This window comes from Alcaligenes sp. NLF5-7, from assembly GCF_024266725.1.
GTDB classification, from domain to species: Bacteria; Pseudomonadota; Gammaproteobacteria; order Burkholderiales; family Burkholderiaceae_B; genus Alcaligenes; species Alcaligenes phenolicus.
The window spans coordinates 3522349-3545455 of the sequence record NZ_CP100755.1; the positions used below are offsets into that span (position 1 = coordinate 3522349).

21 protein-coding genes and 1 pseudogene are annotated in these 23107 nt (G+C 54.4%); 6 read left to right on the forward strand and 16 right to left on the reverse strand.

The features are described 5' to 3' along the window. Positions 1 to 7 precede the first annotated feature (7 nt). From ppa to MID00_RS16220, 4 genes are all read left to right on the forward strand, one after another. Positions 8 to 544, forward strand: a complete 537-nt coding sequence (gene ppa, locus MID00_RS16205) for an inorganic diphosphatase (RefSeq protein WP_009462201.1) — start codon at positions 8 to 10, stop codon at positions 542 to 544. Next, complete coding sequence (locus tag MID00_RS16210; protein ID WP_009462199.1) at positions 541 to 1236, forward strand: fumarylacetoacetate hydrolase family protein; 696 nt, start codon at positions 541 to 543, stop codon at positions 1234 to 1236. The genes ppa and MID00_RS16210 overlap by 4 nt, the downstream gene beginning before the upstream one ends. 252 nt (positions 1237 to 1488) lie before the next feature. After that, entirely contained in the window at positions 1489 to 1746 is a 258-nt protein-coding gene (locus MID00_RS16215) for a hypothetical protein (RefSeq protein ID WP_009462197.1), read from the forward strand. Beyond that, complete coding sequence (locus tag MID00_RS16220; RefSeq protein ID WP_254499065.1) at positions 1743 to 2585, forward strand: hypothetical protein; 843 nt, start codon at positions 1743 to 1745, stop codon at positions 2583 to 2585. Before MID00_RS16215 ends, MID00_RS16220 begins: the two co-directional genes overlap by 4 nt. A 150-nt stretch (positions 2586 to 2735) precedes the next feature. Here the strand turns inward: MID00_RS16220 and MID00_RS16225 are convergent, their stop codons facing one another. The 13 genes and pseudogenes from MID00_RS16225 to MID00_RS16285 all read right to left on the reverse strand — a co-directional run bounded on the left by MID00_RS16225 (position 2736) and on the right by MID00_RS16285 (position 19006). Next, positions 2736 to 6548: a hypothetical protein gene (locus tag MID00_RS16225; RefSeq protein ID WP_254499066.1), complete on the reverse strand. Its 3813-nt coding sequence runs from the start codon at positions 6546 to 6548 to the stop codon at positions 2736 to 2738. Positions 6549 to 6689: 141 nt separating this feature from the next. Continuing rightward, complete coding sequence (locus tag MID00_RS16230) at positions 6690 to 8405, reverse strand: hypothetical protein (RefSeq protein ID WP_254499067.1); 1716 nt, start codon at positions 8403 to 8405, stop codon at positions 6690 to 6692. Positions 8406 to 8420: 15 nt separating this feature from the next. Next, positions 8421 to 8504: pseudogene (locus MID00_RS16235) on the reverse strand (SEC-C metal-binding domain-containing protein); the annotation flags it as partial. Between the two features lie 2169 nt (positions 8505 to 10673). Beyond that, the gene (locus tag MID00_RS16240) at positions 10674 to 11858 is read right to left on the reverse strand and encodes a DUF4236 domain-containing protein (protein WP_254499068.1); all 1185 of its coding nucleotides are present in this window, start codon (positions 11856 to 11858) and stop codon (positions 10674 to 10676) included. Between the two features lie 146 nt (positions 11859 to 12004). Further along, a complete protein-coding gene (locus tag MID00_RS16245; protein WP_254499069.1) occupies positions 12005 to 13399 on the reverse strand; it encodes a hypothetical protein in 1395 nt (464 codons plus the stop codon). Between the two features lie 110 nt (positions 13400 to 13509). Continuing rightward, complete coding sequence (locus MID00_RS16250; RefSeq protein WP_254499070.1) at positions 13510 to 13755, reverse strand: AlpA family transcriptional regulator; 246 nt, start codon at positions 13753 to 13755, stop codon at positions 13510 to 13512. 168 nt (positions 13756 to 13923) lie between these two features. Beyond that, on the reverse strand, positions 13924 to 15048 hold the full coding sequence (locus MID00_RS16255; RefSeq protein WP_254499071.1) for a DUF3883 domain-containing protein: 1125 nt from the start codon (positions 15046 to 15048) through the stop codon (positions 13924 to 13926). 15 nt (positions 15049 to 15063) lie between these two features. Then, positions 15064 to 15594 carry a hypothetical protein gene (locus MID00_RS16260; RefSeq protein ID WP_254499072.1) on the reverse strand — a complete coding sequence of 177 codons (531 nt, stop codon included), beginning with the start codon at positions 15592 to 15594 and terminating at the stop codon, positions 15064 to 15066. 85 nt (positions 15595 to 15679) lie between these two features. Continuing rightward, positions 15680 to 16708 (reverse strand): PIN domain-containing protein, encoded by a 1029-nt coding sequence (locus tag MID00_RS16265; protein WP_254499073.1) that lies wholly within the window; start codon positions 16706 to 16708, stop codon positions 15680 to 15682. Between the two features lie 70 nt (positions 16709 to 16778). Continuing rightward, positions 16779 to 17009 carry a hypothetical protein gene (locus MID00_RS16270; RefSeq protein WP_254499074.1) on the reverse strand — a complete coding sequence of 77 codons (231 nt, stop codon included), beginning with the start codon at positions 17007 to 17009 and terminating at the stop codon, positions 16779 to 16781. A 104-nt stretch (positions 17010 to 17113) separates the two neighbouring features. Next, entirely contained in the window at positions 17114 to 17764 is a 651-nt protein-coding gene (locus MID00_RS16275; protein WP_254499075.1) for a glutathione S-transferase family protein, read from the reverse strand. 100 nt (positions 17765 to 17864) lie between these two features. Continuing rightward, positions 17865 to 18650, reverse strand: coding sequence for an aminoglycoside adenylyltransferase family protein (locus tag MID00_RS16280; protein ID WP_254499076.1), 786 nt, complete (start codon positions 18648 to 18650; stop codon positions 17865 to 17867). A 65-nt stretch (positions 18651 to 18715) separates the two neighbouring features. Further along, positions 18716 to 19006 (reverse strand): helix-turn-helix domain-containing protein, encoded by a 291-nt coding sequence (locus MID00_RS16285; protein ID WP_254499077.1) that lies wholly within the window; start codon positions 19004 to 19006, stop codon positions 18716 to 18718. Between the two features lie 175 nt (positions 19007 to 19181). Between MID00_RS16285 and MID00_RS16290 the strand changes: the two genes are divergently transcribed. Continuing rightward, on the forward strand, positions 19182 to 19568 hold the full coding sequence (locus MID00_RS16290; protein ID WP_254499078.1) for a DUF2958 domain-containing protein: 387 nt from the start codon (positions 19182 to 19184) through the stop codon (positions 19566 to 19568). A gap of 402 nt (positions 19569 to 19970) precedes the next feature. Beyond that, a complete protein-coding gene (locus MID00_RS16295) occupies positions 19971 to 20498 on the forward strand; it encodes a JAB domain-containing protein (RefSeq protein WP_254499079.1) in 528 nt (175 codons plus the stop codon). An 83-nt stretch (positions 20499 to 20581) separates the two neighbouring features. On the opposite strand, the gene MID00_RS16300 is transcribed toward MID00_RS16295, so the two are convergent. The 3 genes from MID00_RS16300 to MID00_RS16310 form a co-directional block, all read right to left on the reverse strand. Continuing rightward, positions 20582 to 21910, reverse strand: coding sequence for a hypothetical protein (locus MID00_RS16300; protein ID WP_254499080.1), 1329 nt, complete (start codon positions 21908 to 21910; stop codon positions 20582 to 20584). A 514-nt stretch (positions 21911 to 22424) separates the two neighbouring features. Then, positions 22425 to 22592, reverse strand: coding sequence for a hypothetical protein (locus MID00_RS16305; RefSeq protein WP_254499081.1), 168 nt, complete (start codon positions 22590 to 22592; stop codon positions 22425 to 22427). Between the two features lie 105 nt (positions 22593 to 22697). Next, positions 22698 to 23102, reverse strand: a complete 405-nt coding sequence (locus MID00_RS16310; protein ID WP_254499082.1) for a hypothetical protein — start codon at positions 23100 to 23102, stop codon at positions 22698 to 22700. Positions 23103 to 23107: the final 5 nt, after the last annotated feature.

The following is a 23107-nucleotide window of genomic DNA, read 5'->3' on the forward strand; positions in this document are numbered from 1 at the left end:
TGCACGAATGAGCCTCGCCCAAGTACCTGCTGGCAAGAAACTGCCCGACGAGATCAACGTAGTCATCGAAATCCCCATGAACTCGGACCCCGTCAAATACGAAGTTGACGAGAACGGCGTGGTTTTTGTGGACCGTTTCATGCTGACCGCCATGCACTACCCCTGCAACTACGGCTACGTTCCACAAACCATTTCGGACGATGGCGACCCGGTTGACGTGCTGGTGATTGCTCCTTTCCCAATCCAGATCGGTGCCGTGATTCCTTGCCGTCCTATCGGCGTGCTGCATATGGACGACGAAGGCGGTGGCGATGCCAAACTGCTGGCCGTGCCTACCGACAAGCTGTACCCCCTGTACCGCAACGTGAAGTCGCCTGAAGATCTGCAGCCTGAAGAGCTGGAGCGCATCAAGCACTTTTTCGAGCACTACAAAGACATCGAAAAAGGTAAATGGGTCAAGGTCAAGGGCTGGGACGGTATCGAAGCTGCCAAGAAAGAGCTGGTAGACGGTGCCAAGCGCTTTGCTGACGGCCAGGCAAAATGAGTACCGTCATCCCCGCACCCGCCGTTGCGGCCCTGAACGTACAGGGCAGTGAGCAGGTTTTTCCTGTACGCCGCATTTACTGCGTCGGCCGCAATTACGTCGAGCATGCACAGGAAATGGGCTTTACCGGTCGCGAAGATCCTTTTTTCTTCTGCAAACCGGCGGACTCCATCTTGAACGTGCTGCCCGGCCAGGTCTGCGACATGCCTTATCCCTCTCGCACCCAGGATCTGCATCACGAGATCGAACTCGTCGTGGCTTTGTCCAAGGGCGGGCGTGATCTGACTGTGGAGCAGGCTGCTGAATGTGTGTGGGGATACGCGGTGGGTCTGGACATGACCCGCCGGGATTTGCAGACGCAAGCTAAAAAAGCTGGTCGTCCCTGGGAAGTGGGCAAAGCCTTTGACCACTCCGCGCCGACCGGCCCTCTGGTCCCACGCAGCCGTATTGGCGAGCTGTCCCAAGGTGCTATCACCCTGGACGTCAACGGCGAGCGTCGCCAGACCGGCGATTTGAATCAGCTGATCTGGAATGTGGCTGAGTCCATCGCTTACCTGTCGGGCCTGTTCGAATTGTTCCCAGGCGACATCATTTTCACGGGAACCCCAGCCGGTGTCGGCTCGGTGGAACGTGGCGATGTGATGCACGGGGCGATCGACGGTCTGGGTAGCATAGAGGTGCGTCTGGTCTAAACCATCGGCTTGAAGAAAAAATCGCCTCCAGGCGTAATGCCAGTCAGTTAACACTGACTGGCATTTTTATTGGCCGTGCAGTGAGCAAGTTGTTTTTTGGGGTACGCGGTCACTACTCATGAGTAACATGCTTTTCGGGGCGTAATGAGCCCATAGGTATTAAAGCCGGACAAACCCATCCCGCTCGGCTTTTGCGAATATTCTGGCCCGCTGCCAAGGGGCAGACTGTGAACTGACTTTTGGGAGATTCCAATGAGACAGTTCATCAGACGGCAGCGCGGCCAGGGCATGGTCGAGTATTTAATTATTGTGGCTTTGGTCGCGGTGGCGGCTATTGCCGTTTATCAGTCCTTTGGTCAGGTGATTCGCAATCAGACCGCGGCCATGGCCAAGGAACTGGCGGGGGAGGATGGCTCCGAGCAGACTCAGCAAGCGCAATCGGCCGCTTCTGCTGCGGCCGCTCAAGGCAGTGCCAAGAGCCTGAAATCCTTTACGGGCAATGCGCAATGACGCCGCCCAACCGACCACAAGAGGGGGCGGTGTTGGCCTGGGGGCTGATAGCGCTGGCACTTCTGTCTGTCGCCTGGGGCGGCTACTTTCATGTGAACCGGATTGCCGAGCAGCAAGGGCGTTTGTCCCTGGTGCTGGATGCGGCTGCCTATGGTGCGGCCACCGAGCAGGCACGTACCTTGAACTTGCTGGCTTATATCAATCGGGCGCAGTTGGGGCATCAACTGGCTTTGGGGCATTTATTGACCTTGGCAACATGGGACAGGGCAGCGCAAACCCAGTCCGGGCAAGCGCGTAGGGCGAATCCGCCTGTGCACTTGGTCGCCATGATGTTTGGCCCTGCACAGGGGCTGGCGTATACCCAGGCGCGCTCTGCTGGAGACAACCAGCAGGCTTTGGAGCAGGCTTTCCATGCCCATCAGCGTTTGATTCAGGACGTGCTGGCGCTGGCCCAAGAGCAATTGGTAGAGGGTTTACCGCAACGGCGACAAGCCATTATTCAGGCGACCTTGGATGGCAGTTTGCCGGATTGGCCGGCTCAAGCCATTCGCTGGCAGTTTGAGCAGGACGACTGGCCGCAGTTTCTGTTGCTACAGTCCGGACAAGCCCAATGGCAGTCGGGCTTGGTGCATCTGGTGTCTTTATACGGGTTTCTGTCCCCACGGGATTACGAGGCTCGCTCTTATCCCGGTGTCGATCGGCGTTGCCCTTTGAGGCAGCATCGTTTGCGTCGTGCTGGTCGTACCGAGTTTGACCGTTCGGGCCGCTGGCATTCCAACGATACGCAGTCCATGCATATGGTTCGCTCCAACCGTTGGATAGGCTGTTATTTCCGTTAGTATCTGTCAAGCATATATCTATTTGATTTTATTGATATTTTTCTTTTTGCGATGCTGAAAGGTACAAAATCAGGGACAAGCATGACAAGCTGTCTCTGCAGCTCGTCACTAGCCGAGAGCAGGGGATGGCAGAGAGATTCCTTGGCTTGCTCAGGCTAGAGGTTTTTCGAGATCCGCTATTTCGCTACCGGCAATGCCTTTCGATGTAGCGGTAGATCGCAGCCAAGCATCTAATCTGTCAATCTGCACGAAGCGAGTAGGTACCTCATATGGCGGAAATCGCAGCCAAAAGTGCATATCCTTGGAAACGTAGAGTTCCGTTAACGAGAATGGCTTGTTTGCGGGTTCCGGCCAACCCAATAAGGTTCGTAGTGTATCTACGCATTGGATTAAAAAGTCGCGCCTGCCCTCTATTTTCCTTAGTTGACCGAGTTCACTACCGCCTCCAAAAATTCTATCCCGAAGTCGGCGAGTATCTTTTAGGCAGAAAGCTGGTTGGTTGTATTTACACTCAATGGTGTACCATCGGTTTTCCCCCGGTTGGTACGCCAATACATCGAAATCGCCTACGTTAGGGAACTGCATTTTCGGAAATCTGCGTTTGAAGTCGATCCCTTTTATTGCGTGAGGCAGGAGGCGACTACAAACCTCATGCGCGCGACTCTCCAAATTGTCTTCAAGCTCTTTTTTTATTTTTCCGACTGCCGTGCGCACTGTCGGCCAAGGATAGTCGGCTGGAAGATAACCAGCTGAGGTGGATCCCGTCCAGATACTGATTGCACGTGTTACCGATGCCGAGCCCCAAAGAATGTGACCGTTCGGTAGTTCTATTAGCGGTCGAATAGTTAGGCGACTGCCTCGCTTAGAGTGTTCCCAGATCGGAACATCATGTTCTACGATGTCTCTACTAAGAAGGCGCCAAACCTGATCGGGGGATAGGATGAGGAATTCGATTGCTTCTAATGCTACTTCCAACGACAGATTAGGATGGGCCAATATGGCCCGTCCAGCTATGTCTTGCCGATCGGCAATATAGCCGCACGCTAGCTCCCGAGCACCACCAATTGATACCCATTGAGCGAGGGTAGAAAGTACCTGCAGCATGTGTGAGAATGAGAACTTGAGGTCTGCTATGAAAGCACGGTCTAACGCAGACAGGTGTTCTTGCATTGATACGGTTGTAGCAATCCGGTCTTCTTCCACGACGTTAATGCCTAGTCGTAGAGCGGCCATTTCTCGTCCAAAAATTTCTTCTTGTATTGCTCGTCTTTCTGAATAAAACACTTCTGGGACATACTGGTCGCTCACTCGTAGCCCGCCAACGTCGATGTCGTTATGAAGCACATCGCTGGCGTTATATAGTACGAACAGCCAGTCGACCATAGCCAAAATTGAAAGGATCGTTTCAGCTTGTGCTGGAGATGCTTGGGGTGAGGTTAGAACAAGAGCACTTTCTATCAGATATCGGTAGTTTTTACTCTCGCGGACAAATTTTTCGTGAGCTTCAGCTAGGGAGTCTTCTCGGTCGTAGTCAACTGCATGATGCATGCTTTGTTTGATCCGGAACTCTTCCCTGTCATAGGAAGCAATCAAGGCGTCGTACTGTTCGACGCAGTAGCACAATAGACTTTCGCGATCTAGCGTACGAATATGTTGATGTATCGCGTCTCGGTAGGCTGTACGGGCAGGATCGATTAGCGCCTTTGCCGCTTCCAATGTATAGGTGTCTGGGGCGACATTTTGACTTTTCAGCAGGATGGCCAAGTCACGACGGGCTACCTTATAGTCTTCAAGACTGGGCACTTGTGGATCGGTGAAATCCGGTACGTCCACCGTTCTTCGCATACGCCTCAGAGTAAAGCGTGGTTGGCGTGCACCCGTATTGACTAGCGTTTCACGTAGCTCAATCGGCATCGGGGAATCTATGATTTGGAACAAGTGTTCGACGACTGTTAGAGCACAGGCAGCTTCGAAACTCGCATCTTTTGCTGCTTCTTGCTCTTGCGCTAGTTTTGCCAGATTGACGATGAGCCGTGCTTCATAGCTATGCGTGTCGGCGAAGGCTGTTTCCTCCCATTTTGGGATGAGGGGTAGAGTTTTCGCATATTGAAGATCTTCGGGTTCAGCGCTCGCTAACAGATAATCAGCACTGAAGCAATGCAGATTGATCCGTCGAAAAGGTAGCTGTATGAACGGCTCGATGAGCGACGTTCGTTCGGCGATACTGTCAGCGGCGCAATGTATGAAGTGTTCCAGCAATCTTCCGTCCTGAGGCTCCAGATTGACGGCATCAACGTCTAGGATAAAGTGGATCGTGGTTGTCCCGATTTCGGACGACCACGCTAGTTTGGGAGCATTTTTTGCGGTTAGCTTTGTCAGCGTACTTTCGCCATTGCGCTCATGGGTCTCCCATGCGCTATCTTCGTCAGGGAAGATAAGGGGTGCCTGTTTCCAGAACTCTTTAAGTTGTTCATATCGAGAGGAAGCACCCCAATGGGGATCTAAGCCCAGAAACTGAGGAACTACCGCGCCTTCAATGATTTGTGCATGGACATCACGGAACGATGCAAAGAGATCGCATAAATCGTTGAATGGAGCACCACCGAACTCACTTAGGCTATCTACGTAGGTCCAGAACCGTGCCAGTTCATCCACCGATTCAATCGAGTCAAAAATTGTGCATGCATCCACAAGGCTCATTAGGCGCACATCCACCGCTGGTGGCTTTATGACTGAAGGTCCCGTGGAGACAGGAGTATTCACGAGAATTATTTTCACGGCGTCAGGCTTGGGCAGTAACCCTTGTTGATCGCGAAGTTGGAATCCCTTCGAGGTGCCGATGAGTTGAAAACCCCAGTCTTTCTCTTTCATCGCATGACGTATGGCAGTTACAGCTTTGCCCGCCTGAAGTAACTGGCCCGGAGGTACAGGTATAACTAAAAAGTAGTGTGGTCCATCGACAAGGACAGCGGAGATAGGTAGCGACACATTCCTCTGGCGGGAGCGTAGTTGTAGCGGTCCAGACAGGCAAGAGCGGCGCTCGACTCTCTTTGCCACATAGGTGCCTAAGCGTGCCGCCACCTGAATAGGGGTATCAGGTTTAGCCTTTACCCAGGCATCAATGACAACTGCCGTTGCGTTGCGTAGGCACATCGCCCTAGGCGATCCGTCGATCCGGACGGCTAGCCAAGGTAGTGCGGTGCCGTTCATCACGGCATCGTGGAAATTTCTTTGGCTTTGCCAGGAGGAGGGATTTCCTAACTCCGCGATGTAGTGAGTTCGAAGTTGTTTGATCGTAGAAAACTGTGTTAAAGCCGGTACGAGTCCTTCCCAAAACACCTTAGGCGGAACTTCGATGTGACCAGGTCTCCATTGCTCTGTTTGATCACAGTTAGTCTGTTTGGTCTGTTGGAGCAAGTCGCCTTGCAGCCAAATTGCGTTCTCGAGATCAATAAAGGCTTGGGAGTCATTACCATGGAAGATACGAAATGCTTCTATGTGGTCGATAATGCGTTGCACTGGGCCGCCATATAGGACGGCGATCGGCTGTGGCCCGAGGAGGGTTTTCACGTCTCCCCAATCTGCCTCGGGCATATAGTCCTCCAGCATGGGAAATGCAGGCAGTGCTTTGATTAAAGAGCGACTGAACTCTGCGAAGTCCTCGTAGGAAGTTATGCGTTTAGATGTGAAACTGGTGGCTGGTGTTGACACCAACAGACTGAAGGCCAATTGGTGTTTGATCTGGCTTGCCCGGTTCGGCTGCCACAAATCCGAGATGTTGAGTGCGGTAAGTACATCCGCCGGATGGAAACTTGTAAGCGCCGAGCGGACCTGGTTGCAGGATGCTTGGAAGGCTTGATCAGATGCTCTTTGCTGTTCGAGTATCGCTTGCTGTGCTTTGGTCGGCCGATGTGATGTCTTGGCCGCCGCCCGAAAAGACTTCTTGCGCTTTTTCTTACCCATCCAGTTGTTCCTTCCCTTGCCGACTTAGTACATTATTTCCAGCGGTATTTCATGTGTATGGTTCTGACTCTCGACGACTATATCTGCGTTTTTAGTTATCCATGAACTTACAATGGCCTTCTAGGCAAGAAGAGACAGATTTTAAGGCGTTAGCGGCTCTGCAGTGGGTAACATTACATGGCGCCACCGTATCGGTAAGTCTGACTGAAAATTGGCCTCTAATGCTAGTAGCCCAGAATGCCCGGGATTACTCTCTACGGCGAATGCTACGAGTTCGCGGCATCTTTCCGCATTATTAGCATACCGAAAGCGTTCAGCTAGCTCCAAAATCAGAGCTGATTCGAACAGCCGTGGGACTCTCAGGCCGTTTGCAGCGGGGCGTCGGCGAAAATATTTCTCCAGAGTCGCTTGGTGGGTCTCTAGTGGCCACTCAACGGATTGATCCGTTAATGCGTGAGCAAGTAGCGCTTCGGAAGAAGGCTCTCCTAGATCTTCCTCGACTAACGCCTCAATTCTGGATGGCATCTCAGCGATGTCTTGTTCCACCACGGATATATTGAACAACACATGCAGGGTCAGGTACGGTAACCGGAGGCGTTTTTCAAGACGAGGAACGAACTGACAGGCAGCGGCTAACACTGGTCGTAAATCTGTCACGACAGCGTTCGGTTTCTTTAACATGCAGGCAGCAAGTTGCTGCAGGAAGCCCTCAAGTTTTTCACGACCGTGTTTTGTGATGTCGCCTTCTATTCCTGCTATCCAATACTGCGGAGCCATACGCAATTGGATAACGCCGCTTCGTTCCAGGTGATAGTTGTATGGCTCGTGCGCTACAGATGGCTGATTGTCGACAAAATTTATGATGACACTGCGCATCAAACGTGACAGTCCTTGAAGCGTTAAATGAGTAGCTCGCCCGTCAGTAGCGGTCTCCCCATGTACTTGCCCAAAAGTCACAACGTGGGGTAATCGTTGAAGTTGATGTACGTATTTTGATCGGGATTGGTAAGCCGTTGCTAGTACTTCTGTGAGTTCCGACCTACCTAATAACCCATCTCTGGAAGTGCTTGACGATGGGCGAAAGTACGTCGATGACGTATGGCTTATTGTGAACTCTCGAAAGCGTCGTGCTAGTGCCACATGTTCGACGCGGAGTAAAGCATCTCGGACGCGGTGAGCAACCACGTCATCTGCCTCCGATAGGGCTTCGTCGATAGCATTACGCTTGCGCTCGTCAATTGAATTCCAGTCACTCTCATGACTATCAAATTTTTGAGCTAGTGACTCTACAGAGGCGACCAGTAACGTGTAGGCCAGCTCAAGATCGTCAGCAATGCGGTACATTCCATTGACATAAGTTCTGAGAGCACGCATAACGCCAAGGAACGTGTGTCGGGGCAATCCAATGAGCTTCTCAATGAAATCTTTCAGAAACTGAAGCTCTTCAGGTTTGCACCAGATATTTTCGTCAAAGAACCTAAGAACAAGTGCTTGCGGCGTAACCCTTGTGGCAATCCCTGGGTGATTCATGGTTAACCTTCGTGCCAAATCAATGTCTGGCGTACAAACGCAGTTCAATGCAAAACTGACCACAACCGAATAGTCCTGGATATACGGTTCTATCCCGGAGGAAACGAGCACGCCCGCCTCTTGTTTCTTACCTTCAATGTATTCGATGAGTTCGTAGACTAAAACTTTAGGTCGTATCGCGTGGCTTGACGACGTGAAGAGTCGACCGACGGCGGTTTCGACGGTCTCTTCTCTTGAAAGGCTGGCATTTGTATAGAGAACGCCACGCAATAAATTCTCTCTGCCCGAAGGCATAGAGAATAGTTTTCCGGTGGCAATTTGAAGCATATGTCCTCCAATAATCTACGCAGTAAGGCAGCATTTCTTGTATTTTCGGCCGCTACCGCAGAAACAAGGATCGTTGCGACCAATTTTGGAAGGTTGTGAATTTCGAATTAATTTATTAAGGTGCCAGGCAGGCACTCTCGGCTTCATATTCTCTGTGGCTTGATCCCAGTCGTCGGAGTGCTCCCATGGATACTCGATGATGATTGCGAACTGTATTTCTCCAGAGGGTGATACTGATATGCCTTTCCAGCTCGGAGTTCGGGTGGCATACTTGCGCGCTTGGCAATGCGCAACCAGGAAATCCTTAGCCTCTTGTGAAAGCCGTGGATTACAGTGAAATGTCATACCACCAGCATGGCTGCCAATTGAGAAGTCATGCCGCTTACCGTCGGCTCTCGACATGTGTGTAATCCCGTTCAGGCCCTGATGTATGTTTTCGCATGTTTTTTGCCCGAGCGTGAGCAGATGCAAGCCAAGTTCAATAGCTGCTGGGTCGGGGGCCGCCTCAACCTGTCTAATCAGACTCTCGAACATGGTTCCTGCCATGCGCGTCAAGATGCCGTCGGGCGTATGTTGACCAGCAACATTATCTCGCCGTACAGTCATCGCGACATCAAGGTCGGCTGAGATATCATCGGCTAACATTACGAAATTAGTATCGTCTGGAACCCAAAGATTATGTCTAAGATGGTAGCTAAGTGCAGTAAGTTCATGGCTGATACTAAGGCGGTCAATGGTTGTTGTCCGAAGTTTTGCGTAGCTTAAGAACCGCAAAGGGGTGCTCAGCATCTCTGCCATTACATCTAGAAGAAAGATGTCCATGACAAAGGGCGGACCAATAATGTCGGAGATCTGAAATTGTAAAAATTGGCGAGCCTGAAATGCTAGAGCGGGATAGTGATCTGAAATCACACAGAAAAGTAGAATTTCCTTGGGCTGAAAAGGTAGGCTGATCGTAGATCCAGTGTCGTCCTTGAGTTCGCAGTTTCCAGCGATAATCTCGTCGGCGCATAGCTTCGCTTGGTTATAAGACTCTTGTATTGCAGCGGCGAAGTCTCTTTGAATTGCACCATCGTTTCCACTGCGAGCTTCTAGGGTTAAACGCTTGGATTTCGCTTGAACAATAATTAAGCGGTCTCCGAATACGACCAGAATATCAATTTCCCCAAGAGAATTTCCTTTCCGACGATGAAGAAAAACGTTTTTATGGACATGGTTTTGACCGAATACACTTACAAGTCGTTGGTAGGAAAAAGATTCCGTAAATTGACCTCGGTGGGCCTGCGCCACTGTTCTGTACGAGTTGTCTTTCATCATCCAATAGAAAGGTGCGTCGTACAGCGCTTCATAAATTGCATAGTGTTGAAAAAGCAATACTTTTTCATCATGCCAACGTATTAGGGGGGTTCCTGCCAGGGCGTTGTAATCTCCTAGGTTATGGAAGTCCTCATTCTTTCCCGTCAAGCTAAAAGCGTCTATGAATTTGTGGATTATTTCTATAGGAACTTTGCATCGCGCTGCGATTTCCCTAGGTGATTGCTCGAAAGCCATTAGCCAACTAGCGGGTTCTTGACCCAAATCTTTAGCGTTATTGAATATGATTTCTGTCTTTTCATCCATGAGCCGACACATCGTTTCGGCAATAACCTGGCCTTGCTTAAGAGTGAATCCTTTATTTTGCAAAAGCCACTCATCATCCTTTGCATACTTTTTAGCAACCAGATCGCGGTATTGGAAGGAGTATGCTGACTCACCGCTGTAGAAAATGGGCTCTCGCAACACGCTTCCAATAAGTGTCTCGTTTACGGATTCTTGTTTTATGGAAGACGTTGCCATGTCCATATGCATATGCATAGGCAAGGCAAGTGCATCGTGGAGTTCAGCCATTAATGCATCTGTTTTCGCAATAAGCATGTCCCGTACGCTCGGTTTGGGAACGCGGGAATCCATCGAGCCTTGGGCCATGAGGCCAATCAATGTGTTTAATTCCGTACGAATGAGGCGGTTATGGCTGAATAGCGGCTGAAGGTGCTCTGCTTGCATCTCGTTTGTGTACAGAACAAGATTGTCTCTGCGGCATATTTGAGCAATGACATGGACATATCCTGCTTCACGGCATAGAGTGACGAGATCTTCCCAGATTGATTTCTCACTTCGATTCGTTCTCTTGGCCATGATGTCCTGTTATTTGCATATCGAGCAAGCGGTTCTATATCGATGGTGTCCTTCTGGATGCCAATGCATCAGGGTACAACTCTGTCTAACTCATTAAAACGGCTCAATCGGCCTAAAAATCCCGGTTTTCGTCATCTGTCTGCGCAGCTCAAATTGGGCAAGCGACTCCACGACGTCAACCATGGTAAGCAGCTCAAAGTCGATACGTTCCCAATCGCTGCGTTCCACACCGACGGAATACAGATAGTCGTCGCGAACTTGCCCTGTAGCGGGATCGTTGCGTTGCGAGAATCCTGACAGCGTCACGCGACGGGCGCAGGGAAGGGCGGCAAAAGTTTCACCAATGATGCGAAACCCCACTCCATGAACATGAGCCATGTAGCGCTTGCGTACCTGTACCGCTGGCAGTTCCTTGACGGACAGTCTTAGGCCCCGGGCGGGTACGGCCGCGATCTTGGACGGCATATCTTCGATTTCAGGCAGATCCACGTCCAATCGAACTTGTTGTCCTTGTTCCGAGATGTCCAGTGAGACCAGCGTCTCCCGTGGCCAGGCGATGTCTTGCAGATTTTCCTCCAGCCACCGCTCCATGGCGTCAGTGTCATGGTGAATTTCATGCTCAATGAAATGCCGCAGGCGTTCTTGCTCTTGTTCATGCCGGCTTTTGCCTTGCTCCCATGCTGCGAGTTGAGTCTGATAGTCCGCCAGGGCCTGCTGGTGGGCCGCCTCTAGTTTCGCCACCCTCTTTGTGAACAGCTTCTCCCACCAACGTGGGATGGGAGGCGTCGGTAGGACCGGTGCTGGGGATGCGTAATACTCCGGTACGAAGCGAGGAGAGGAGTGCGGGGCTGGGGTATCGAGATGAATGGTGGCCAGCGTGTCCAATTCGCCGTTGATCTCGTCGCATTTACGCTGGATGAGTCCTTGGATGGCTTCCCGATTCTGCTTCTTTGCCTGCTCGACCATGGATTCGTTAAGCGGGTTGCCGTCTTCATCATGAAAGGTCAGCACGCCATCGTCGGTTACGCCACAGGTGAGGGAAATGGTGCGAGGCGCTGATGCAGGCTGTGGGGTAGTTGATTGCCGTTGGCGAGGTGCAGGCTTATACAGATTCTGACTGGACGAGAACCCCATGAAGCTGGTGTTGACACGTGCGCCGCGCTTGCCAATGCCGACCGTTGCACCGCGAGGCCCCAGCGTCCAGCTCATCCCCGATTTGCTTAGATTCATGCGTATGCCCGGCGCCAATTTGATGGATCGCCGAAAGCGCAAAGCCATACTCTTCCCCTCACCTTATGGGTAACGATTTGCTTAACTGTATATCACAAACAGTTACCAGGGGTGTGAAACAGGGGCTTTTAGACTCGGATCCGACTCGACAAATAATGAGGCCGCTTCAACCAGATGGTCGCGCCCGGGACGAACTAATCTTTTTCCCAGTGCGATTTAGGCAGCAACTCATAGATTTCTTCGGGGCTACGCCAGTGTTTTAAGCGCGTCAGCGCGTCGGCGACCTCCAGCAGCTTCTTGGCTGCGGCGAGCCGCTGCTCAATGTCGCCTTTGGCGTCCTCTGAGACCTGAGCCGCTTGCGCCATGGCCTCCTCAAAGAAGGCGGCAATGCGTTTGCGTTCATTCCATTCTTCGATGATGGCCAGCAGTTCCGTATGGGAGGCTTCCAGCGCTTTGGCACGGCGCTTTGCTTGTTCCTCCAAGATGTATCGTTGTTTTTCCTCCTCCCATTCACGTGCCCGCTTTTCAGCCGCCAGACGGGCCTCTTCGATGAGGTGACGGATGGTTGAGGGGTGCGTTTCGAGCGTGGCAACGATGTCTCCCAGTTCTCCGCTCAAGGCGCTGGATTTGCCACGCCACTGCTGGCTCCAGCTTGTGCCAGAGTAGGGGGAGTAGGCCTGAAGGCAAAACTCGCCAGAGGGGACCAGTTTTTGCGTGGTCCAGGTGTGATTGCCCAAGAGCGTTTTCGTGGAGCGGCTGATCTGCGATACAGGAACATACTCGCCCCTGACATACTGCATCTCGACGGATTCGCACAGCTCGAACAGGGAAAGGCCGATTGCGATCGAGTCGATATACACCACGGTAGGACGCTCTGGACGCCAAAGTCCGTCGTGATACCCACGCTGTTTGGTTGGTGGGAATGGATCCGGGTTGTGCCTATGAAAATGATCGCTGTTATTGGCCATTCGAACCCGGTGACCACGTGCTTCCAGTAGTCGGTACAGCTTGTTGGCCAGTCGGACGATGGTATCAAGCTGTTTGGGTGAGGTGATAAGGTCTGGCAGCAGGCGTTTGCGTGGCCTGTAATAGCCTTCCTCAGTCGTTTTGCCTTCCGGGATGAGACCGACGACGCCTTCAATCAGGGGATGTGTCGCAGGGACTCTTTTGAGAGGGGAACGGGGGCCGGGTTTTTGCGTTTCCTGGTCGGTGGGGGCGGCGGCATCGGCGTTCGGGTCGTGATCAGGTGTTGGCACGGGGGCCACGGCTTTGGGTGGATTTGGCGTGCGCGGCGCTCGTGGCGGCGCAGGCGGCGTGTCGGCAGGACACCATTGCAGTTCATCGCCGGGTTCCGCTTCGGGCAAGGCGGGCTTGGGCGGCGCTTTGCCGACAGCGAGCTTGTTCCAATAACCAGGGCGCGGCCGGGGCACTCGTAATCGATCGCATACCCTTGCCAGAAAGCTGCCGGAAACGCCATACTTCGCCGCCAGATGCATTGCCGGCTCGGACCAGATCGCGTCGTAGAGCTGTTCTCGAGTTATGGTTTTTTGATCACTTGATTCGTTTCCGGAATGGGTTGTTTGATCCATAGGTCGCGACCTTTTGGGAAATGCTCGATCATTTACATTATCCCCGACCTGAACATCGCTTTTGTGTCTGTGCAGATCTTGATCCCAGAATGCCGGCCGCGTGTCGCGGATTAGCTTGGTAAGGTTGTATCGAATTCACCAACCGGGGCCGCGTAACCATCAGGATCTTCGATCCACGCATCCAGCGCTTCGGATGTCCAGCCGCAGGCCCGTCCACCCAGCTTCACCGGTGCCGGAAAGCGGCCAGCGGCGATGCGTCGATATAGCGTCGGACGACTCAACGAAGTAATCCGGATGACCTCCTTCATGCGATAGAAGGCGGGCTTGGGCAGATGAGGCGTGGTGTCGGTTGGCATGACGATTCTCCATGGCTTGCATACACACTCATAGCATGCCGTGATGGCGCAAGTTGCCCAACCTAGATAGGCGTTCAGGGGCGTAGCCGGGCGGGAATTACGCGATTTGTGCAGGCACGAGTGTATCTAGCAGTAGTCCACGAGCCGCCAAGCGAACCCCGGAGACGTTTACCCAAGTACCTTCAGTCGTGCCCGGTAATCCAACGCTTCCAGTTCGAGATTGGCGGGCAGTGATCCTCTGAGAATGAACAGTTGAGGCTTGCTGGAAAACTCGAAGATGCGATACAGGCAGAAGGCGTCCTCGGATTCCTCGGAGAACTCCACTTCGTTTCGGGTCACAATGAACGGCGTCATGCTACCGCCATTGGTTGTTTTGACTTCTATGAACCGCGCCTGTTCATCGTCCTCGAACGACAGGATGTCGTAGCCGGTGCCGTCCCCGAGACGATCCGATACCCAGTCAATTTTGCCGACCAGGTCATGTCGATCCGCGTGGGTCAGTCGTGCTGTCTCGAATTCCACCGTCCACGCCTCGCCGTTGTGGCCCAGCATTCGGTTATGTTCGTCTCGCTGCGCGTAATCGAATTTGCGAGCAAAGCGCGGGTGCTTACGTCTCACGGGTGGCGATTCGACCTTGGGCGGATCGACCAGGACGCCGAGGAATTTTTGTTCGCCTGGGGCGGTTTGGGCCTCTAAATCATCCATGACGGTGGCCAACACGGTTTGGTGTCGACCGACGTAGTCGGCTACGGTCTGACGCAGCAATTCTTGTAGGTTGGACCTGGGTTTATATCCACGAATGTAGGGCAGACCAAGCTGATCGAGTACTGCGGAAATGTTCTGGTGTTTTAACTCGATCGACGCTTTGCTGCGCGTGATGAGCGTGCTGCGAAGATGCTCGTTGTGCTCGGATTTACTGTAGGACCGGCCCGCGGCTTCCTTGCGAAGCATCTCAAAATAATCTCGGACGGTTGCCTCGACCTCGTCAGCGGTCCAGTCTTGCCCCACGCGAACCACCTGAAAACCCAGATCGGTCAAGAGGTGCTCGACGGTGGCCTCGCCTCCGGAAAAATCCGTGGCCTTAAGGGCGCCCTCGTCGGGAAACGCATAGCCATAGGCGGCCCCGACAATGGCTTTCGAGTCATAAAGTTTGCCGCTGGCCGGATCGCGAAGCATGTATTCCCGCGATTTGCCAAAGCCGTATTTTTCCAGAAAATAGGCGCGGCCGACGCGGTCGAATTCCGCGATGGCGGCTTCGACTGGCGCACGGGACTGAAGTTTTGCGAGGCTCATGGGCGCCAGTTTTCGCTATGGAGCGATCGCTGTCAACTTGAGACGTTCCTGGTTGTCAGCATCCCAACCGTCGTACAGGTCAAGTGCTTCACCGGGCTTGAGGATGCCGCGTGCGGTGAATGACAGGCGCGTGACGCTCGGACACTCTGCTGTTTGGGTCAGCTTGCCGTCTTGTCCGGGTACAGGCTGTTTACGCGCTGGGCCAGCTTTGAGGGCGTTGACGTTTGCCACCAGTAAGGTGCGGTTATTGTCGAGATTGAAGCCGGTGAGATCCAGTGTGACTTGGGTATGAAGATGTCCATCAGCATTGACCGCTCCGTAGAATACGCAGGCCTTATCGAATTTTTTTCCTTCTTGACTGAAAGTGTGTGTCAATGAATTGATCGCATCGCCATGGACGGGAAAAATCACCGTGCCGTCTATGTAGGATGGAGACGCAACCTGAATTGTTATGTCTTTGGCATGACTGGTCGAGATCAAAAGCGTGGTGCCCAACACAAAAATCAATGAGTTGAGTTTTGCTGTTTTTTTTGTAGTAATTCGCATTGAATACTCTACATCGTGGTGGTGGATAACGACATTTATAACGGCAGAATGTTGCGATTATTTAGTGTGGCTGACACGGGCGGAGTCAATACGCCATTCTTGGCCTTTGTGTGACCTCGAATCGTTCCGTATCGAAGCCTAATAGGAGAACCTCGTCGATCTTTTCCGCTTCTCGAGTCAACCGTATCTTTGCTATCCCCGAAAGGTAGTCGTCCTGTATGACCCATTCCTGCCGCTCCCAGGGCTCTGGAGGCTCTTCTGGCCCATGGTAGGCCCAGTCCATCCAGCACAACTCATGCTGAACTTCGATGGTTGCTTCAAACGTCAGGGTGCACTCATCATCACCGATGCCGATTATCTGCATCGCTTCGATTGTGCATCCCGCGTATTTGGACTGGCCGATTCGAAATTGATCGTCGCGTACATAGAACTCGAACCCCGGCACGCACTGATCAATCTCTTCGATCAGAATGTCAATATTCTGGTCAATAGCCCCGTGTATTTTTTCGATGTCCGCATCGTCGCGAAGCAGCAGCTCCGTCAAGCGGGGAAGGGTCTTGAAATAGAGCAAGGATGGGTAGCGTTCGCAAGCCGTTTTCAGATCATCGTCCAGGGAGACGACGGCAATGCAGGTGTCTGGATGCTGCTTCGCATACGCATCGAGGGAGGCCAAGGCGAAGGCGTCAGGAAATTCCTTGCGCTTTTTTCCCTCTCCAAAGGGTGGTGCACACCGATCATACCAATCCATGATCTGGGTAAGATCAATGCTCTCGTATCCGAGTCGAACGACTTCAAACTGCTTCAGGAATTGCTCCCAGGCCTCGAAGGCAACGCGCCGGGCTTCCCATTGGTTTGACGGCGCGCGTTGGTCAGGATAATGAACCCACTTTGCCAAAAATGGTGTTTTACGCCGCACTTCCGCTAAGTTTTTCAGCGCCTCATTTGCTAGCGAGACTAGGTGACGCTTGACCTCGCGCTCCGTAACGTCCGGCAGCAGTAGGTGGATGGCATTGGCAGTTACCACAGGAACGAACGCGCTAAGCACGACGGAAGAAAAGTTATAGCCTTGCCCAGCCAAGATGCTGGTATCGAGAAAGACGGCAGTGGGTTTCATGGCGACACTATGGGATGTTGTTTTTCAACGATCATACAAGCCGCCTTCTACTGGCGCACGCGCAGGCAATTCAATGTACGGTTGCCGAGCCGACGTCCTGGAATGTGGTTCTGTCGATCATCGCCTGAAAAAGCTGCATTACCGCCTGCTCGCTGGGTGTGTCCAGGGTTCGATTGGCGATGCGTACCGCTTCAAGCATCGTGTCTTGAATATGGCGTGAAACCACCGGTTGTGATGCTCTCCAGCCGGTTGGCATCAACCCTTCCAGGGGGCTATTGTCGTCATCCTCGTCCCATTGCATGTCGATCTCCTCGAAAAGCCATGTTCCGATTCTGGTCGACGACGGGGCGGGCGTCTATACGTAGTTCTCACACGGACGAAAACGTCTCACTGGGATCGGCCGTGTTAATCTTTCGGGGACGCATTGAAAATTTTCAACTGTGCCTCAAAAGCGCGCTTAAAGGCGGGCCGGGCTTCGCCACGCGCCACATAGGCGTTCAGGTTCGCATACTGATTCAGCAGGTCCTCTCCGGTTAGCCGGCGCAGTACCGAGACCACCATCAGGTCGCCGGCGCTGAATTCGCCGTCCAGCCATTCGCCGTCGCCCAGTCGGCGGGAGAGCTGCCCCAGGCGATCGTTGACCCGGGTATCCAGCAGGGGCAGGCGCTCCGTGTACCAGACCTTATCGCGCTCAAGGAGCATGGTCATTTCCCGTTCGACGATGGGTGGCTCGATCGTGCTGAGCGCGGCAAACATCCAGGTGACGGCGCGCGCCCCGGCGTTGGCATCGCGTGGCAGCAGGCCTGGGGAATGTTGGGCGATATGCAGCACGATGGCGCCTGATTCAAACAGCGCGAGGCCGTCTTCCTCATAGGTTGGAATCTGCCCGAAGGGGTGACGCGCGAGGTGGGCGGGCTCCTTCATCGCCTTGAACGAGACAGGACGGACCTCATACTGCTGGCCGGCTTCTTCCAGCGCCCAGCGCACCGGCATGTCGCGCGCCAGACCCTGGCCGCCATCGGGCGATCGTTCTAAAACCGTAATGGTGGGGGTCATGGGGACTGTCTCCTGCAACCGTGCGTGGCGGGGCGGACCACGCCATGGACCATGTCATGAATATTTTACTGATGGGCCTTGATGGCAAGCTCGTCAGAGGTCAGAGATTGGCCTGTACCTGCTCGTGCAATGCGCTGGCCGTCTGCCGCAGCGCTGGTTGGCACGCCTGCCAATCGCGCGTGGTGCCCCGCATGTAGTCGTTTCGCGCGTGGGTCAAGATGGCGGCTTGTGTGTGGGGCAGGCGAGCAGTCGCCCAGTCGGCAGCCCTATCCTTGGACACGAACTCGCCGGTGGCCAAGGTGTGCCACATACGCGCCAGGGTAAGCAGGACGTTTCGTTCATCCCCGGATAACGACGTCATCAACGTCGGCAGGCCATCTTTCATGGCCCGACGGACGTCCGCTTTCGGCACCGCAGGCAGAAGGTCTGTGGCGGTGGGGCCGATCAGAGGGATGGCCTCCTGTCGGGCTTGTGCCAGGACCACGGTCAATTCGGGATCGGACACGGGTTCAGTGACTGCCCCTGCCTCGTAGTCGTGACGCAGCCATTCTCCGTACACGAATTCGCAACGTGCCGGATAGGGCAGGGCTTCAAGATCGGCGCGCAGAAAAATCAACATTTCCAGCGGGCGGCGTTCCGCGGGATCCGACGGGTAGCGGCCCGATATCGCCATCAGTTCGGTAATCAGATGGCGCCGAGTCTCGGGCGCGATCGGCTGGTCAACGACCCCCAGCATATCGATATCGCTGTGAGGACGAAGTCCGTCGGCGACGGCTGAGCCGTGACGATATATCGCGCACAACGATCCCGCCAAATGGCTTTGAAGGATCGCCCTTGCGGTATCGACTTCAGCGGGAAGGGTGGGCAGGCGGATGGGCATCGACATAGAGGAATCCCTGCGCGGTGTCTTCGAAGGCGCGACGTAGCGGTGGCGCAGGGCGGGGGGCTTGGCTAGGGTTCTTGGCGCGCCGCCAGCACCTGCGCCAGTTCTTCGCGAACTTGCGTGAGCAGTGCGTCGGCGTCATGCGTATTGTCTGCGTAAGCCAGCGTCAGCAGGGTCAGTGGATGCACGTCCATGACCTCACAAAGTTCGGCAAGTTTGTTCAACGTGGGGTTTTTCAGGTCGCGTTCCAGTGAGCTCATATAGGTGCGGCTGGACACGTCGGAGAACGCTTCCTGGCTCAAGCCACGCGCTTTCCTGACGGTCTTTAACGCCTTCGCCAATGAGTATCCTGCTGCCACCTATGGTTTCCCCTTAAAAACCAAAATGACAGCCTATTGCGACCTATAGGGCTACAATCTATAGTGTTCATTTTCTGTGATTGCGTCGTTTCTGCCTCTATACTGGCTGCGACGGCACCGCGTCTTTCGGGTTGCGGCGAGTGTATGTTGTCGCATACGTCGTTGTGAAACACTGATGTGCGACGGTGGGTCCATATCTTTGCAAAGGGAGGGCGCCGTGAGCCTGCTGACCGACGACCAGCGTGTGCTGTTGCTTGCCAATGGCCGTGCCCGTGCGGACGATCCCACCTTTGATCCGTTGCCGGTGGTGCGTCTGTTCACGCCGGATGCGCACGCCACGTGGCTGCTGGCGGCGCTGGATCCGGACGATGGCGATACGGCCTATGGCTTGATAGACGTCGGAATCGGCATGCCCGAGCTGGGCACGGTGCGCCTGTCCGATTTGTCCTCGATTGTGGGGCCGCACGAGCGTCCGGTCATGCGGGATCGGTATTTTGAGGCGACGCGGACGCTCTCGGCTTATACACAATTGGCCATTGATAACGGCTCCATCGTCGATTGAAGCAAAGGTGTGTGCGGGGCGGAGTTGGACGCGTCGGTGACACGTTGCCCAGTTTTTGTACCTACATTGTCTATTCTTGTGGTTTCCACTGCGTCGCCCTGGCCGGGCCGCGCTGCTTCAGGTTCGCTTTTCGCTCATCCCTGACGGGACGTACCCGCCTTGCGTATCGCTGACGCCTGGCGCGTGCCTATCGGCACTTGCCTACCCCGGACCGTTTGCTGTTGGGAGAGGGGCGGCCTTACTGTTCCCTTCATTGTGTCACGCCGTTCTCGCCGTCAAGGGCGGGCGCGCATGGCTGCGCTGGCGTCCTGCGGACGTCTTCGACCCTGTGACGGCTTGCGCTGCGGCGTGACCCCTTCGGTTCCAGGCAATTCCGCCTGAGACTTCGAACCGGAGGCTGACATGCAGCAATATTCCCTTTCTCTTAATTCCAATGCCCTGAACGCCGGCGCGTTGCTGGTGCGCGATGCGGGGGGCGCGGTGCGCCCGGCCAGTCGCAAGGAGATCCTTGTCGTGGCGCGCGAACTGGTCAATACCGAGGAGCTGCGTGGCCAAGCGCTGAACAGCCCCACTGCGGTACGCGACTTTTTGCGGATGAAGCTCAATCCCAGTCTGGAGCATGAGGTCTGCGGGATGATGCTCGTAGATTCGCAGCATCGACTGATCACCTATCTGGAGCCTTTTCGGGGCACGCTGGATCAGGCCAGCGTTTATCCTCGCGAGATTGCTAAGCTGGCATTGCAGCACAACGCCAAGGCGATCTTTTTGGTGCATAACCATCCGAGTGGGGTGGCGGAGGCCAGTCAAGCCGACATTCAACTGACCAAACATTTGAAGCAGGCGCTGGCGTTGATCGACGTGACGCTGCTGGATCACTTCATCGTGGCCGGCGCGTCGGTCGTGTCCATGGCGGAGCAGGGATTGGTCTGAGCGGCTCTTTTGGGAAGCCTGCGGGCTTCCCTTATTCTTCTGTTAACGAGAGGCCTAGGCGTCTCACCGGCCGGGCGGGACGCCTAGGCGGAGTTGCGGACGAAGTCTTCGACCAGGGCTTTGGCTTTGGCTGAATCAATGAGTGGCGGTGAGTAGGGGCGTGCGGTCATGATGCTACGCAGCTGTTCGGGCGTAATGCTGTCGAATGTCGCTTGAACCGTCACACCAAAGCCCTTTGTCAGCTCCCATGACATGCTTTTGACAACCGCGCAGCAGTCCATGCAAATGAACGGAATATGGCGCCATGCCTTACTCCTCGGCGTGGGCGAATGAGTCTGAAAACCGATTTTTCCATTGCGGTACTTCACGGTTTGGTGCTTGGGCCTTTCGCAGCTAGGACAGTGCCAGTCGTCGTCGACTTCTTTCCACATTCTGGCCGAACCCGGCTGAGACAGAATGATCGCTTGATAGTTGGCTGGTGGCGTACGGGAGGGTTTCTTCTGCTCCTGGCGCCAACGGCTCCAGTTGGAGCGATGGGATATCGTCTTTTCCTGGAAGGCGCGTTGTAGCGCTTCGGAGGAAATCCATTCAAAGCCCCATTGGTTGCTGTGAATGCGGGTTCGGTTTTCCAACGTGGGAACCGGAATAAAGTCCAGCGGGTATTTTTCGTACCAGTGGTCTTGAGTGACGGCGGCCTTGGCGACCTCGAAAATCAACGCCATCCGCGCCTTGTAGGCAGGGCGGACGGTTGTCCAAAGGCTCTTTAACGCTTCTTCGTTGATCTGGTGCGACGCATGAGGGCTTGATTCAATGAACTGCTGGAGTTGTCCAATAGAAAACGATTGATGTTTGAGGTTTAGCGGGTCGTGCTGCGAAAGCAAGGCTTTGGCGCGAGCGTCTGCATTATTGCAGTCTTCGCAGATCAGTACGGGATCGTAAGCAGCAAAGGCGGCAGCCATGCGTTCAACCAAGGCTAACCCGGTGTTGGTCTGATGATTCGTTTCGGTGTGTATGAACGCCTGACTGAAGGCGGCTTTGAGCGCCTCACTCATATGGTCATGATGCTCAACCAGTTTGGCCAGGATCTGCCCCTTGTTGCCTGGCCGGGATATGTCGAACTTGCTTCTGTGGCAGCACGGGCATTGCCAGCTTTGTGCAGTTCCGATCCAGTGGCTGTTCATTTCGAATCCACTCAGGCGGTGGTGTGATTTGATCCGGCAAGACAGCGGGGAGTCCGGGCCATCCAACAACGTCAGCGTGCCATTGTTAATACATTGGATTGCCAGCTCCAGCGCTTGAGCGCGTTTAGCGGATTCTGCTTCATAGTCGCGTCGATGCTCCTGCGCCCATAGTGTCAGTGCGTTGGGTCCCAGGCTCAATGAATCGGGTTCTTTGTCGTCGGTGTTCTCCACGATTGCGCTCCTTTGCTGTCTCTCTCGTCGATCCATTCTCGGCCGTCTAGACCAGCGTATCGGATTCGGTGTGTGATCAACGTATTCTACGTTCCCCGCCGAATGCCTACAGGCGAGCCAGTTGATCACACGCACTGGAGCGTCTACCCCATGGTGGGGGCGCGTGTTGACATGTTGAGCGCGGTTTTTCCTGGAGTATCGACCGTCAGATGAAGGGGGCTGGGTGCGTTGACGGTACCGGCGCATCTTTCAGGGCAACGTTGGCCCGGATCGATGTTGGTGGTTCATGCGCATCGCCGGTCATTGCGACGTGCGGTGGACGGCCGTCGTGTTCCATTAGCGTCAACAGACCGTCGATCGTTTTGACAAGATGGGTTAGGGTTTCCCAGTGTGATTGTCCATGCTGGCTGCAGAGGGCTAGATCCAGCGCACCGAGGGTGCGTTCGAGCGTCACCAGCAGTGCTGGCGTCGTTTCTTTGATGCACGGGCTTGTGTGGGGATGCTCTGGAGTCATTCAGGCCGTTAGGGCAGTGATGATCGCGCCGACCATCAGCGATGTGAGCAGCATCACCACGACAAGAATCAGCGCGTGCAGCACCGCGCCGATTTCATGTGAGATGTCGCCTTCCAGGCGCGACGGTTCCTCGTGTGCGCCGGTCGATGCCGCGCGATATGTACCCATATTGAATGGCTGTAGTCCAGACGGTGCGTGAATGGTTACATAGGGATATTTCAGAATCATTGCGTGCGGTTGAGGGTGCTTACGGCGGTCCGGTCGTAGGGCTGCTTATTTACCGATCAGATGCGGTGCGCTATGGGGCGTGGGCGGGCGCTGCGGAAAGGCCGACTGGCCGAACTGATTGCCCATCCGGTTGCCGATGGTGGCGGGGTTGGGCAGCCCCATGGCGTTGGGGCCTCGCTGCGTGATAGCTTCGGACTCCAGGGTGCCGGTTCGGGGCCCGGACGCCTCGACGTTGGGCGTGAGCTGCTCGTTCAGGCAATCGTAGGACAGCGCGGCGCGGCCATTGACCACCACATCCACGCAACCCGTGTTTTTGGCACGCTCCGGTGCGGGCGACACATCCTGACCCCACGCGGCGGAGGCGGGCAGGGACAGCAGCAGGGCGAATAGGGGAAGGCGCATGGCGATAGGGAAAAGACGACAGATGACCGTCTTATTAGTGGATTTCATTCACC